The sequence below is a fragment of the uncultured Tateyamaria sp. genome, from assembly GCF_947494755.1.
GTDB lineage: Bacteria > Pseudomonadota > Alphaproteobacteria > Rhodobacterales > Rhodobacteraceae > Tateyamaria.
Genome location: NZ_CANLVZ010000006.1, coordinates 114,847 through 129,148, shown reverse-complemented (window position 1 = coordinate 129,148; position 14,302 = coordinate 114,847). Strand labels below are relative to the sequence as shown.

Here is a 14,302-nt window from a genome sequence, read left to right as displayed (position 1 = left end):
GGAATTCACGCACGTGCAAGTATCGGGGCATCATGGCATTTTTCAAGAAACTCAAGGACAAGCTGTTCAAATCATCGTCCAAACTGGATGAAGGGCTTGAGGCGATTGTCGAAGATGGGGGCGTGACCGAAGCCGCCGCGCCGCTGGCCGAACCTGTGATGGACGCGGATCGACCGCCTTTGGATGTACCCGAACCATCGATCGACAGCCCCCAAGAGCCCATGGACGTCGCCGAACCCGAGGCGGACATCCCCGATCCCACCCCCGTCGATGTTGAGATGGAGCAGCCCGCCGCCGCCGCTGTCGATGTGCCAGAGGCGGTCGATCCGAAACCTGCCCCGATGCCAGCCGCTGATCCGACACCCGCGCCTGAGCCGCTGCCACCCCTCACCGAACCCACACCGACCGCGCCCGTGCCGCAAAAACGCGGCATCCTCGGCCGCCTGCTCAAGCGCGACACCGGTGCCCCCGTCCTGCGCCGCACGCTGGATGACGACATGCTCGAACAACTCGAAGAGTTGCTGATCGCCGCCGACATGGGCGTGGACACGGCCCTGCGGGTCACGGCGAACATGGCTGAAGGGCGCATGGGGCGCAAACTCTCGGTGTCCGAGATCAAGGACCTCATGGCCCGCGAAATCGCGCGGATCATGGAACCTGTTGCCAAGCCCATGCCGCTGTACCCGCAGACCCCGCAAGTGGTGCTGGTGGTCGGGGTGAATGGCTCGGGCAAGACGACAACCATCGGCAAACTGGCCAGCCAGTTCCGTGCGGCGGGCAAGTCGGTGGTCATCGCGGCAGGCGACACGTTCCGCGCCGCCGCCGTCGAACAGTTGCAGGTCTGGGGAGAACGGGCCGGGGTCCCGGTGCTGACCGCGCCCGAAGGATCCGACCCCGCCAGCCTCGCCTTCGAGGCGATGACAAAAGCGCAGGAAACAGGGGCCGACCTGCTGATGATCGACACTGCCGGGCGGCTCCAGAATCGGGGTGACCTGATGGAGGAACTGGCCAAGATCGTGCGCGTCATCCGCAAGAAAGACGAAACAGCCCCGCACAACACGCTGCTGGTGCTGGACGCGACAACGGGCCAAAACGCGCTCAACCAGGTCAAGGTCTTTCAGGAGGTCTCAGATGTCTCCGGCCTCGTGATGACAAAACTTGACGGCACCGCCAAGGGCGGTGTGCTCGTCGCACTGGCGGACAAATTCGGGCTACCGATCCACGCCATAGGCGTGGGGGAACAGATCGACGATCTGCAAGCCTTCGACCCAGAAGACTTCGCCGCCGCGCTGACCGGTCTCGAGGTGGAATGATCCTGATTTCATTTCGCCAGATAAACCGCGGGGGGAGGCCGCAGGCCGGGGGGCTGGCCCCCCGACCCCGCCCGCCGCAGGCGAAGACGTATCCGCCGCAGGCGCAGAGGTGACCGACTGGCTGATCAGCATCGAAGGGACCGAGACGGGACATCACGTCGCGCTCGGCCTTGCGATCCTTGCCGCCCTTCTGCACGCGGTGTTCGGGGCGCTGCAGAAAGGACGGCATGACCCATGGCTGACGCGCGGCGCGATTGACGCCAGCTATGGGCTGATGGCCGCACCGTTTGCGCTGTTCGTCGTGCCGTGGCCCGAACCACATATGTGGCCGATCTTTGCGACGGTCTTTGTGATCCATATCGGGTACAAAGTGTTGCAAGCATGGGCCTACACCAAGGGCGATTATACGGTGGTCTACCCGGTCGTGCGTGGCACGGGGCCACTGTTCACGGTGATCGGGGCGTATTTCCTGTTTGGCGAGACGTTCACAGCCGTGCAATGGCTTGGGGTGGGGGTGCTGCTGGCAGGCATCTACGGGCTGGCGGCCTATAACCTGCGCTATCTGCAAACCAACCGGGACACGCTGCACCTTGCGCTGACACTTGCCGTGATCACCGGGCTCTTCGTTGCGCTCTACACCACCTATGACGCCTACGGCATCCGGGCGACCGCGAACCCGTTCACGTTCCTTGCATGGTTCTTCATGATCGACGGGATATTCATGCCGCCCATCGCCTACCTGCGCTACAAACGGATGGACAACCCGCCGACACTTGCGCCGCTGGCCCTGCGCGGGGTCATCGGCGGCGTGGTCGCGTTCCTGTCCTTCGGGTCGATCATGATGGCCACGCGGCTCGACAAAGTGGGCGAGGCGGCGGTGCTGCGTGAAACATCAACGGTGTTCGCGGCCATTATCGGTTGGCTGGTGCTGAAAGAAACGGTAGGACCGCGCAGGATTGCGCTCATGGCGCTGATTGCGGCCGGGGCCGTGATCGTGGAAATGGGCGGCTAAGAGGCAGGTATGAGCAACGAAAAAACCATCAACCCGATCATGAAACAGGTGCTGGAACTGGGGCCACCGGTGGTCTTTTTCCTGATCTACCTGCGCATCCGCGACAACACCTACACATTTGGTGGCATCGACTATTCCGGGTTCATCGTGGCCACGCTGATCTTTGTGCCCATTCTGCTCATCGCCATCGGCGTGCTCTGGGCGATGACAGGTAAACTGAGCCGCATGCAGATTTTCACCGCTTTCATGGTGATCTTCTTTGGTGGGCTGACGGCCTGGTTCAATGACGAGCGGTTCTTCAAGATGAAGACCTCAATCGTCTATGGCCTGTTTGCCCTACTCTTGGGCATCGGGCTGCTGCGCGGGCAAAGCTGGCTGGCGGTGGTGCTGAATGACTCCATGCCGATGCGCCACGAGGGGTGGATGATCCTGACAAAGCGGCTGTGCGCGATGTTTGCAGCACTTGCCATCGCCAACGAAATCGTCTGGCGCACCATGTCGACGGACACTTGGGTCAAGATTGAAACCTTCGGTTTCCCCCTCGCACTGGTCGCGTTCCTGTTCTGGCAGATCAGTGCGCTCCAGGGCTATCTGATCGACGAAAACACCAAGGCCGACTAGCGGCGCGCCACCCGCCGCGCCTCGGCATCCTCGGCCCATTCGTGGTGATGGGGGGCCACGGCAAAGGCGACCTTGACCGCCAGATCGCTTGAAATCATCGCCTCAATCGCCAGCTTGAAACGGGATTTCTTCTCCGCCCGCGCGCGCAAGGCGGCGACATCCCAGATCAACACCTCGGCCCCCGCAGGCAGGCGGGTCGTGGCCGCACTGGGTTGCTGGGTCAGGTAAGCGACCTCGCCCACGAATAGGTTGGGCGGCATCGAAAACCGCTCGCCTCGCTTAACCACATCAATCTGGCCGGAAATCACAAAGATGAGGGTGTCCGGCTCCACCCCTTCGGTCGTGACCTGCATCGGTGCCTCAAGCACCTTCCGCTCGGCCCGCAGAACCAGATCGCGAAAATCGCCGGGGGGCAGGCTGGAAAACAGCGGATAGATGTCGCGGTGCGCATGCGGCACGGCCAGTTTGGACTGCTGCCAAAGAAGTCCGCCAAGCCCGATCAGATTGGCCGTGCCCATCACCATCGAGATGTAGATCGCCTCCCACAAGGGTGTGTCGGCAGCGGTGAAATAGTAGTAAATATAAAGGCTTGTGCCCAACAGGATCATCAGCCGCAGCACGATCTGGTTGATGATCAGATAGCCGATCGTAAAGGCACCACCGGCCAGCAAAATCACCACTTCGGGGGCCACATAGTCAGTCAGCATCGAGGTTTGTCTTTCTTGATCAGGTGTCCCGCGCGCCCATCTAGCGTCACCTAATCTTTTTTGCCGAACAATTTTTCTTGTGCCGCCGCGTCAGGCTTGGTGTTGCGTTTGTCCAGATGCAACGCGTGACCCCGCTGCACAGCCGGACGGGCGGCCACGGTATCCAGCCAGCGGGCGAGGTTGGGTTTGTCCTCCAACGTCTGCTGCTGACCTTCCCACAGCGAGGCCCAGGGCCAAATCGCCATGTCGGCGATGGAATAATCTCCTGCCACATATTCGGTCTTGGTAAGCTGGCGGTCCAACACGCCGTAAAGCCGCCCCGTTTCGGCGCGATACCGATCCTTGGCATAAGGGATGTCGTGGCCCATGCCGGGGGCGTATTTCAGAAAGTGGTGCGCCTGACCGGCCATCGGGCCGACGCCGCCCATCTGCCACATCAGCCATTGATCGACCGCAATACGCTCGCGTTCGGTCGCGCCCCCGAATTGCCCGGTCTTGCGTGCCAGATATTGCAGGATCGCCCCACTTTCAAAGATCGAAATCGGCGCGCCATCCGGCCCATCGGGATCGGTGATCGCAGGCATCCGGTTGTTGGGGGCAATGGCCAGAAAGTCGGGCTTGAACTGATCGCCCGCCCCGATGTCGATCAGGTGGGTCGTGTAGGGCAGGCCGAATTCCTCAAGCGCGATGGAGATTTTCCACCCGTTTGGCGTGGGCCAGTAAAACAGATCAATCATTGCGCAGCCCCTGTTGTTTCAGGGCGTCATGATGCGTGTTTTTGGGCCACCGGCAAGGGTTTGGGCGTGTATGGCTGGGCAAATAGACGTGACCAACGGGGGGCAGGGACGCTTGGCATGGCGGCTTGAAGTGCTGCCAAGGGGGTGGCCCCCGGCGCGCGCAGGCAATGGGTGTAAAAGCGCAACGCGCCGGGCCGCGTGTAGCCGGACCAGTGGCAGACGCGCGCCTTGGCAGGGGCGACATGACCGCCAAAGCAGGTCAGTTGGGCCAATGTGTGGGCGCAATCTAGCTGAATGGTCACGGTATTCGGCAGATCAAGACCACCCCCGATGGCGCGGTCAAGCGGCGCGGGCGGCGCGATGAGCCGTTCATAGATGAAATCGAACAGATCGTTTTCGCGGCTGGTGATGTTGATGAGTTCAGCAAGACGCCCGGCACCGCTTTGCAAGGCGGTCACAGCGCTGCTGATATAGCTGGCGCCGGTGATCGTGACGATGCGCTGTATCGAGTGGGCGGGCAGGGTGCGCAGCGCCTCAAAGATCACTTCGGATCCCATCGAATGGGTCATCACATGGATCGGACGGGTTGGCGCGTGGCGATGCAAATCCGCGACCATATCCGCCAATTGGCGACCCGCCGCCCTGGCCGAGGCATGGGCTGCCCAGATATTGCCCCGCGCCCGCCAGCCAAAGGCGATGGCCAGCCCCTCGCCCGGGTCGCCGGTGCCAAAGCCCAAATGGCGCAGCCACGCCACATCACCCGGTTTGTCCGGATGGGTGCGCTGCGCAAAAATGCGGGTGTGCGGAGAGTGGCGCAGGCAGGTCGGGTCATATTTGAACCCGTGGATCAGAATGATGATCGGACCGGTCCCACGGGCTGCGCTGCGCAAGGCGGAAGACGGGGCAGCGGGCGAGCGATCAAGGCAGAGCCCCTCGGGGCCTGCATTCACTCTCAGGATCGGCATGTCACCACCTCCTACCACATCTAGTGGGGCTGCTCTGGAGTCTTCATATGATGGGGGCATGAAATTTTGGTTACGGCACCGTGACGGTGTTGACGCTGCGCAAGCCTGCGCGTAAATCCAAAGCATGAGGCGATTTGTTACCGGATTGCGGGCCTCTCTTGTGTTCACCTTGAGTGAATGTCTGGAAAATTCCGCTAAAAGGTCAGGATGAAAGCCCCCCTTTCGCTTGACTTGGCGTCTGGGGGTTTTTTGTGGCCTGACCCGATTTCAGGCCCGTGATCAAGGAGTTAGACAGATGTCTGACAGCACGTCCAAAGATTGGAAGCCGCGCACTCACGCGGTACACGGCGGCACGCGGCGCAGCCAATACGGTGAAGTCTCCGAAGCGATATTTCTGACCCAAGGCTTCGTCTATGACAGTGCCGAAGCCGCCGCACAGCGGTTCCAGGCCGCAGGTGAAGACGAATTTATCTATGCGCGCTATGGCAACCCCACGGTGCGGATGTTCGAAGAACGCATTGCCCTTCTCGAAGGGGCCGAAGACGGGTTTGCGACCGCATCCGGCATGGCGGCGGTGTCCGGCGCGCTGAGTGCGATGCTCAAGGCGGGGGATCGGGTGGTGTCGGCGCGTGCGCTGTTCGGGTCGTGCCTTTATGTGCTTGAAGAAATCCTGACCCGCTATGGGGTTGAGGTCGAATTTGTCGACGGGACCGATCTGGAGGCCTGGGAGGCTGCGATCACACCGGACACAACGGCCGTCTTCTTCGAATCCATCTCGAACCCGACACTGGAAGTTGTTGATATCGCGGCGGTTTCGAAACTTGCACATGCGGTTGGGGCGACTGTGCTGGTCGACAACGTTTTTGCCACGCCTGCTTTTTCGAATGCCATCGCGCAAGGGGCGGACGTGGTGATCTATTCGGCCACCAAACATATCGACGGGCAGGGGCGTGCGCTTGGCGGGATCATCCTCGGCACACGCGATTTCATCCGCAAAACGGTTGAACCTTATATGAAACACACCGGCGGCTCCATGTCGCCGTTCACGGCTTGGGTCATGCTCAAGGGATTGGAAACACTCGATCTTCGGGTGCGCGTACAGGCCGGATCGGCACTTGCCCTGGCCGAAGCACTGACGGGTCACACCGCCCTGTCGCGGGTCATTTTCCCCGGCCATTCAAGCCACGCGCAACACGCGCTGGTGCAGACGCAGATGGGAGGCAAGGGGGGCACTGTGTTGTCGCTTGACCTCAAAGGTGGGCAAGAGGCGGCGTTTCGGTTCCTCAACGCGCTGACGATCCCGGTGATTTCGAACAATCTGGGCGATGCCAAATCGATCCTGACCCATCCTGCCACCACGACGCACCAGCGCCTGCCACAGGACCAAAAAGATATTTTGGGCATCACACCGGGATTGGTGCGGATGTCCGTGGGGATCGAAGACCCCGATGATCTGATCGCGGATGTGCTGCAAGCCTTGGAAAAGGCGGGCTAAATCGACGTCAGGCCCCGCAGTTATGCGGGGCCACAGCATCACGCACGGTGATGTCATCCATGTTGCAACCTCACACGTGTACGTTAGCAATATTGGAAATCTGTGACGGATCGACCTAAATGATCGTCACATGCAAAACAAAAGGGGGGCTACTTTATGAACATTCATACGCCCGACATGACTTCAATACCCAAACGCGATGACGCCGAAGCAGCGCTGGACACCCTGCGCAGATGGGCCAAAACCGCATCAACCACTGACATACTTGAGCTGGACCCATCCGTGGCGCGACTGGTGCCTGGGGGGGACGCGGTGAACTATCCGTCCTTCGAGCGGACCTATCCCGACAGCTTCAACGTCGATTCTGATTACAAGAACACGCTGCCCGATCTGCAAAACGGGCCCTCAAGCCTGATCCGCGGCTCCAAGCAGCAGATTCAACACGTTGGCATCTCGAATTTCCGCCTGCCGCTGCGGGTGCAGACCCGCTCGGGCGATGCGCTGACGCTTGAGACCTCCGTGACCGGCACTGTCAGCCTTGAGGCGGACAAGAAGGGCATCAACATGTCCCGGATTATGCGGTCGTTCTACAAATACGCCGAAGAGACCTTTAGCTTTGAGGTGATCGAGGCGGCGCTGGACGATTACAAAACCGACCTAGAATCCTTTGATGCGCGCATTCAGATGCGCTTCAGCTTTCCGATGAAAATCGACAGCCTGCGCTCGGGCCTGTCAGGATACCAGTACTATGACATCGCGCTGGAACTGGTCGAACGGGGCGGGGTGCGCAAAAAGATCATGCACCTCGATTATGTCTATTCCTCGACCTGTCCCTGTTCGCTGGAATTGAGCGAACATGCCCGCGCCACCCGTGGGCAACTGGCGACGCCCCATTCGCAGCGCTCGGTTGCGCGGGTGTCTGTGGTGCTGGAAGACGACACAAACGTACTGTGGTTCGAAGACGTGATTGAGGCCTGCCGCCGCGCAGTGCCGACCGAAACGCAGGTGATGGTCAAACGCGAAGACGAACAGGCTTTTGCCGAGTTGAACGCCGCCAACCCGATCTTTGTGGAAGACGCAGCGCGTCTGTTCTGCGAACAACTTCTGGCGGATGTGCGTGTCGGCGATTTCCGCGTGATCGCAAGCCATCAGGAAAGCCTGCACAGCCACGATGCGGTGTCGGTGCTGACCGAAGGCGAGACCTTCGCCTGCGAAAGCATCGATCCCAAGATGTTCAGCACCCTGTTCCACGTGGGCTAGCAGCGCAGGGCGGAGGACACCTCCGCCTTACGGAATAAACGACAAGGCGCGCCCGAAACCGAGGCGCGCCTTTTTTACGTCCAAGGGGTCTTTGCCACCATGATCCGTCCTCAATACCATTTCCGTCGCGACGCCGGGCGCGTTCTGGTCTGGAATATCGCCAAACTGATCGCCGAGCTTGGTGATGATCCATCCGTCACCGATATTTCCCTCGACCAGATCCGTGAAATTGACGCGCCTTATTGGTACGATCTGGAAGGGGCCACGCCGACTTGCCGGTCGATCCTGCATCACGCGCGTCTGATCAAGCAGGCCGACCTGAAATGGCCCATCCTGCTGTGCCCAGAAGGGCGGGTGATGGATGGAATGCACAGGGTGCTGAAGGCGCTTGATCTCGGGCATACCCATATCACGGCGCACCGTCTGGCGCAGCTGCCCCCCCCGATTTCATCGACCCCGACCCGCGCGATCTGACGTACTGACCCAGACCGCGTGCAACCCGGTTATGCAAAGCGGGCATTGGTAGTTTCGCGCCCGCACTGTTACGCCTGAGCCAACGGGAGGACACATAAAACCGTTACGTTTATAAGGTATCCCAATGGCTTACATCACACACACCGCCCCGAAATCCATCGCTGGCCTGCTGTCATCCCTCAGGGACGGGATCACCCGCGCACTCAGCGCACTTGGGCACTCCGTCACCTTGTCCGCCGCAGCCGAAACCCGCTTTCGCCGGATCGAGGCGCTCAATGCCAAGACGGACGCCGAACTTGCCGCGATGAACCTGCGCCGCGCCGATATTCCGGCCTTCGTCTTTCGGGACCTGATGCACATCTGAAACCAACCGATCGCACGTGCTTGACACGCCGCGCGCGGCACTCCAACGCTGTGCGAGATGATTGACCTGCGCCCTGTTGGATATGTGATTGGCCTTCTGGTCGCGGTGCTTGGCATTGCGATGCTGTTGCCGATGCTGGTCGATCTTGCAGAGGGGCGCGACCACTGGCCGGTCTTTGCCGAAAGCGCGCTGCTGACGATCCTGATCGGGACGATTATCGCGCTGAGTTGCCAAAATGGGGTGCGCGAAGGGCTCACGATCCAACAGACCTTTCTGCTGACCACGGGTGTGTGGCTTGCGCTGCCCATCTTTGGTGCGCTCCCCTTTGTCATCGGGGCCACCGAGGCGCGCTTTGTCGATGCGTTCTTTGAGGCGATGTCCGGGCTGACCACCACCGGGTCAACGGTGTTCACGGGCCTCGACGAGATGCCAAAGGGCCTTTTGCTGTGGCGGGGCATCCTGCAATGGTTGGGGGGCATCGGTATCATCGTTGTGGCGATGGTGTTCCTGCCCGAATTGCGGGTCGGGGGGATGCAGATTTTTCGTACCGAAGCCTTTGATACATTTGGGAAAATCCTGCCGCGCGCCACGGAAATCGCCAGCCGGATTTCGGTGATCTACGTGGCGCTGACATTGCTTTGCGCGCTGGCCTACATCTCGTCCGGCATGAACGCCTTTGACGCCACGGTGCACGCGATGACGACCATCGCGACGGGGGGGTTTGCAAACTACGACGCCTCCTTTGGAGCCTTGCCCCCTGCGGCCTCCTATGTGGCTGTGCTGTTCATGATCCTTGCCGCCTTGCCTTTTGTGCGGTTCGTGCAGCTGAGCGCGGGCACCGCGCAGCCGCTGATGCGCGATACGCAAATCCATGCCTTTCTGATCACCGCCGGCGTGATCGTCTGCCTGATTGCCGTCTGGAACCTGTGGCAGCAAAACGGCTCGGGCGAAGGGGCGGTGCGGGTTGCGCTGTTCAACACCGTGTCGCTGATGACAGGCACCGGCTATGCAAGTGCGGATTACATGCAGTGGGGCAGTTTTGCGGTGACGGTGCTGTTTTTCACGGGGCTGATCGGGGGCTGTGCCGGGTCGACCGCCTGTTCGATCAAAGTCTTCCGCTACCAGCTGCTTTTCGCCTCGATCCGCGCGCAGATCCAGAAAACACGCAGCCCGCATGGGATTTTCACGCCGCGCTATGCCGGGCGGGCCGTCAGTGAGGATGTGCTGAACTCGGTGATGTCCTTCTTCATGTTTTTCACGGTCACCTTGGGGCTGCTGTCTGTCGGGCTGGCCATGACGGGCCTTGATTTCATCACCTCGGTGTCCGGCGCAGCCTCGGCCCTGGCCAATATCGGCCCCGGTCTCGGGGATCAGATCGGACCGGCCGGCAACTTTTCGATGCTCAATGACACGGCCAAATGGTTGCTGGCGGGGGCCATGCTGATTGGTCGGCTTGAGCTCATGGCCGTTTACGTGATCTTTACCCTACAATTCTGGAGAGCGTGATGCCTCAACACCGCCCGCTTGGTGCGCAAATTTCCCATATGCTGAAGGATCGCGGGGTCGACACGATCTTTGGCATCCCCGGCGTGCACAATCAGGAAATGTATCGCGGTATCGAAGAGGCCGGGATCACCCACATCCTTGCCCGTCACGAACAGGGTGCGGGGTTTATGGCGGACGGATATGCGCGCGCCGCCGGCAAACCGGGGGTGGCTTACGTGATCACAGGGCCGGGGCTGTGCAATATCATGACGCCGATGGGGCAGGCCTATTCGGATTCGGTGCCGATGCTGGTCATTTCCAGCTGTCTGGATGAGGTCGCAGCCCGCAAGGGGCAGCTGCATCAAATGAACGATCAACGCGCCGCTGCCGCTACTGTCTGTGACTGGTCCGAGGAGGCGGGGACGGCGCAGGCCGCCTACACGCTGATTGACCGCGCCTTTGGCGAATTGGCGACGGGCCGCCCGCGCCCCAAACATATCCAGGTGCCCATTGGCGCGCTTGAAGCAACGGCAGCGCCGCACAGTGCTCAACCGCTGCCGCAAGCGCGGTCTGTGGCTTCGAAAGAAGACATCGCGCAGGTCGTTGATCTCATTGACCAATCCGAAAAACCGATATTGATCCTTGGGGGCGGGGCCGTTGGTGCGACCGAGGCCATTCGCAGCTTGCTGTCACGTTGGACGGCTGCCGTCTTCACCACCTATGCCGGGCGTGGGATCGTGCCGCCGTCCTATGAGTACCTGTTTGGTGCTGCATTGGCGCGGCCCGACAGTGCGGGTGTTATTGGGCAAGCCGACCTGGTGCTTGCGATTGGCACGGAAATGGCCGAGGTCGACCTGTGGCGGGCAGAACTGGGGCACACGGCACCGCTGATCCGGGTTGATATGGATGCGACGTCTCTGTGCGATGCGCAGGATGCCGCACTGCGATTGCACTGTGATGCGGAGGCGTTTGTGCCGGCGCTCGACCACGAGTTCACCCCGCGCAAGACCGACTGGAACGCTTCGGAGATCGCCACTACCCGCGCCCGTTGGCGTGCGGAGGTCGATGCGGAGCGGCCCGGCATCGTGCCGATCTGTGACGCGCTGCGCGACTGCCTGCCGGATCAGACGATGATCTATTCCGACATGACCCAATTCGCCTATGTCGCCAAAGAGGTGTGGGACATGGATCACCCCGGCCATTGGCACCATCCTTTCGGATTTGGGACCTTGGGATACGCCACACCCGCAGCCATCGGTGGCGCAGTTGCGCGCCAAGGCCAGCCGACCATGGCGATTATCGGGGATTACGGGTTCCACTACACGATGGCGGAACTGGGAGTGGCCGTCGAACTCAAGCTGCCGCTGCCGATCATCCTGTGGGACAACGGCAAATTGGGAGAGATCGAGGATTCGATGGTGCGCGCCCAGATTGCGCCCAATGCGGTCGTTGCGCGGAACCCCGATTTCGTCAAACTGGCACACGCCTTTGGCGCATATGCCAAAGCCCCAGAGTCTCTGCCGGACATGCAAAAGGCCGTCCGCGCCGCATTCGACGCAGACGGCCCAACGCTGATCTACCTCACATCAGACGTTCTGTGATGTCTTGACTTTTTCAGATCAGAAACGCGGCCGGAGAGGCTGGGCCAAAGCCCCGCGCCTCTGAGCAGCCGCGCGGGTCCTACATCTTGGACCCTTCCTCGCGATAGATATTGCCCCAGGTCTTGCCAGCGATGTAAGCCGGGCAGCCTTTTTTGCGGGTGTTGACGATCAGAAACCACATCGTTTCGCCCGGACGGCCGGCGCGGCTGTATTCGCAGCCCAAAGGATGGGTCCACCATTGTCCCTGAAACGTAGCGGGCGGTTTGGCGACCGCGGCGACTGTCTGGGTGGCAGGGATGGTGAAAAACACCGCCAAAGCGGCAGCAGATAGAATTGATTTGAACATGACACACTCCGTTCACTGATGACGTTACCAGCGCCCCCACGCCTTGATGTCACCATGGGCGCGTGTGCGTTAACGCCGCCCTAACGGCAGACGCTTCAGTCTGCCCAATTTTAACGAATGGGTCAGTCCCAGCACCCGACGAGTACGGTCATGCCCGTGGCCGCCTGCGCCAAGTCCAGCGGATCAATCGGGGCCGTGCTGTCAGTGCTGGCTGCGGCCATCCCGGCTTGGGCCAACACGTCCTGCAAGACCGCGCTGTCGAGTGCAAAGGCTACACCCTCTGGCAATGCGCGCCCGGTGTCAGGTGCCGGCAGCAGCATCCCAAAGACGCCCCCACCACTGTCCAGTACCGGCCCGCCCGCATCACCGGGCAGGGTGGTCATGGCCAGACGGGACAGGTCCTTTTCACCATTCAGGCCGCGCACATCCCCAAGGGTGCCAAAGGTGATCGACGGCGCGCCCAAGACGCCCTCATAGCTATAGCCCGACATGGCCACCTCGGAGTTGAGGCGCGGGTCCGTGTCGGCAAAGGTCGCGACAGACAGCGGGGCCAATGCGCCCTTGGGCGTCAAAACCGCCACACCGCGCGCGGCATCAAGCAAGGACACCTCAGCCTCGGTATCAGCGTCCAAGGTAATACGGGTGCAGCCTTCGACCGCCTCGGTCGTGGTCAGCACGGTGCCGCGCCGGTCCACGAAAAACCCCGAGCGTGACAGGCGGGGTTTGCGCACCTCAAGCCCCGCAATCAGGTCAATCGCCTGATCCTGCGACCCCGCATCCGCAGGCAGCACGGCGGCGAGCCGGACAAAGCTTTGCTCCATTTCGTCGATCAACCTTGTGCGGCGTTCCTCGTCGCCCGCTGGCCAGATCAGAGTGAACCCCTTGATCACCCCATCTTCGAGCGCGACGCGCGTTTCGGAAATGCGCGTCGCATCCTCTCCGACCAGCACAAAAGAGGTGTTTTTGCGCTCGCGCGGGCCGTCCAGCGGAACGATGTCGAGGGTCTGCATGATGTCGTACAGGCCAAACAGCGTGCTCTGGTCCCCCTTTTGCGAGATCAGCAGCACTTTGGCTGCGATGTCGCCCGACGTGTCATATTGCGCAAAGGGGTATTCGTAGGTCGCAAAGCTGACAACATCCGTTGGAAGTTTGATTTCGATGCCCGCGCGCTCATCGCGCACAACTTGCAGACCCAGATCATCCAGCACGGAATTGTAGTCACCGATCAATGCCGCACGCTGCGCTGTGGTCAGAATGCCGGTCACATCAAAGCCTTTGCTTTCCTGCCACGCCGCCATCGCATTGCGGGTGCCGCGCCCGAAGGCCCCGTCGATTGCGCCAGTGTAGGTGCCCGCCCATTTCAGGGCGACCTGCAAGGCTTCGCGCTCTGTCCGGTTGAGGGTGCGTTCGCTGCGTTGCGCCTGCGCGGGCGTTTCATCCGCAGGGGCGGGGGCCTCGACCACGGGGGCCACCTCGGGCGGGGTTTCGACCACGGGCGTGTTTGGCGCAACAGGGGCGCTTACGGCCCCGCGATCCAGCACATTGGCCCCGACAGGCCAGAATTGCTGGCGAAAGCTGGAGCCAAGCGCGATATAGGCGTCGCGCGGAATGACCCCCTCGGCGCGGTAAACCCGCAACACCTGTTCGGCATCTGTGCGCTCGTAAGGGCCAAGGGCGATGCCATACCAGCCGCCCCCAAGTGAAAATCCATTCACATCAGGCAGATCAGCCGCAAAGGCCCGTGCCCGCGCGGTGGCATCGTTGAGGTTGGGTTGCGCTTCAATCTGGATCCAGACCGTGTCGTCCTGTGCCCAAACCGCACCCGCGGTCCAGACGATCAACGCCCAAACCAGCGCTAACTTTTTAAAAATCACCCGATATCCCCTTTAATGGTCTTTGCGCCCATTTCCGAGCGAAAGAAT

Annotated in this window: 14 protein-coding genes; 9 read left to right on the top strand and 5 right to left on the bottom strand. The window is 61.1% G+C overall.

All coding sequences use genetic code 11. From position 1 onward, the window contains the following. The first annotated feature begins 32 nt into the window (after positions 1-32). The 3 genes from ftsY to Q0908_RS09510 all read left to right on the top strand — a co-directional run bounded on the left by ftsY (position 33) and on the right by Q0908_RS09510 (position 2,946). On the top strand, positions 33-1,313 hold the full coding sequence (gene ftsY / locus Q0908_RS09520; RefSeq protein ID WP_299283378.1) for a signal recognition particle-docking protein FtsY: 1,281 nt from the start codon (positions 33-35) through the stop codon (positions 1,311-1,313). Positions 1,314-1,422: 109 nt separating this feature from the next. After that, on the top strand, positions 1,423-2,325 hold the full coding sequence (locus tag Q0908_RS09515; protein ID WP_299283377.1) for an EamA family transporter: 903 nt from the start codon (positions 1,423-1,425) through the stop codon (positions 2,323-2,325). 9 nt (positions 2,326-2,334) lie between these two features. Continuing rightward, entirely contained in the window at positions 2,335-2,946 is a 612-nt protein-coding gene (locus Q0908_RS09510) for an inner membrane-spanning protein YciB (RefSeq protein WP_299283376.1), read from the top strand. Here Q0908_RS09510 and Q0908_RS09505 read toward each other — a convergent pair. The 3 genes from Q0908_RS09505 to Q0908_RS09495 are packed head-to-tail and all read right to left on the bottom strand — an operon-like array spanning position 2,943 to position 5,355. Further along, entirely contained in the window at positions 2,943-3,653 is a 711-nt protein-coding gene (locus Q0908_RS09505; RefSeq protein ID WP_299283375.1) for a cyclic nucleotide-binding domain-containing protein, read from the bottom strand. The genes Q0908_RS09510 and Q0908_RS09505 overlap by 4 nt on opposite strands. A gap of 50 nt (positions 3,654-3,703) precedes the next feature. Continuing rightward, on the bottom strand, positions 3,704-4,390 hold the full coding sequence (locus Q0908_RS09500; protein ID WP_299283373.1) for a glutathione S-transferase N-terminal domain-containing protein: 687 nt from the start codon (positions 4,388-4,390) through the stop codon (positions 3,704-3,706). Positions 4,391-4,416: 26 nt separating this feature from the next. After that, entirely contained in the window at positions 4,417-5,355 is a 939-nt protein-coding gene (locus Q0908_RS09495) for a DUF726 domain-containing protein (protein ID WP_299283371.1), read from the bottom strand. Between the two features lie 295 nt (positions 5,356-5,650). Between Q0908_RS09495 and metZ the strand changes: the two genes are divergently transcribed. The 6 genes from metZ (at position 5,651) to Q0908_RS09465 (ending at position 12,034) form a co-directional block, all read left to right on the top strand. Further along, complete coding sequence (metZ, locus tag Q0908_RS09490) at positions 5,651-6,850, top strand: O-succinylhomoserine sulfhydrylase (RefSeq protein WP_299283370.1); 1,200 nt, start codon at positions 5,651-5,653, stop codon at positions 6,848-6,850. A gap of 156 nt (positions 6,851-7,006) precedes the next feature. Beyond that, complete coding sequence (gene folE2, locus Q0908_RS09485) at positions 7,007-8,110, top strand: GTP cyclohydrolase FolE2 (RefSeq protein WP_299283369.1); 1,104 nt, start codon at positions 7,007-7,009, stop codon at positions 8,108-8,110. Positions 8,111-8,209: 99 nt separating this feature from the next. Beyond that, positions 8,210-8,584, top strand: a complete 375-nt coding sequence (locus tag Q0908_RS09480) for a hypothetical protein (RefSeq protein ID WP_299283367.1) — start codon at positions 8,210-8,212, stop codon at positions 8,582-8,584. A gap of 124 nt (positions 8,585-8,708) precedes the next feature. Then, the gene (locus Q0908_RS09475; RefSeq protein WP_299283365.1) at positions 8,709-8,948 is read left to right on the top strand and encodes a hypothetical protein; all 240 of its coding nucleotides are present in this window, start codon (positions 8,709-8,711) and stop codon (positions 8,946-8,948) included. Between the two features lie 57 nt (positions 8,949-9,005). Continuing rightward, on the top strand, positions 9,006-10,454 hold the full coding sequence (locus Q0908_RS09470) for a TrkH family potassium uptake protein (protein WP_299283363.1): 1,449 nt from the start codon (positions 9,006-9,008) through the stop codon (positions 10,452-10,454). After that, positions 10,454-12,034 carry a 5-guanidino-2-oxopentanoate decarboxylase gene (locus Q0908_RS09465; protein ID WP_299283362.1) on the top strand — a complete coding sequence of 527 codons (1,581 nt, stop codon included), beginning with the start codon at positions 10,454-10,456 and terminating at the stop codon, positions 12,032-12,034. Before Q0908_RS09470 ends, Q0908_RS09465 begins: the two co-directional genes overlap by 1 nt. A 79-nt stretch (positions 12,035-12,113) precedes the next feature. On the opposite strand, the gene Q0908_RS09460 is transcribed toward Q0908_RS09465, so the two are convergent. Further along, complete coding sequence (locus Q0908_RS09460) at positions 12,114-12,380, bottom strand: hypothetical protein (protein ID WP_299283361.1); 267 nt, start codon at positions 12,378-12,380, stop codon at positions 12,114-12,116. A 122-nt stretch (positions 12,381-12,502) separates the two neighbouring features. Beyond that, on the bottom strand, positions 12,503-14,254 hold the full coding sequence (locus tag Q0908_RS09455; protein WP_299283360.1) for a serine protease: 1,752 nt from the start codon (positions 14,252-14,254) through the stop codon (positions 12,503-12,505). Positions 14,255-14,302: the final 48 nt, after the last annotated feature.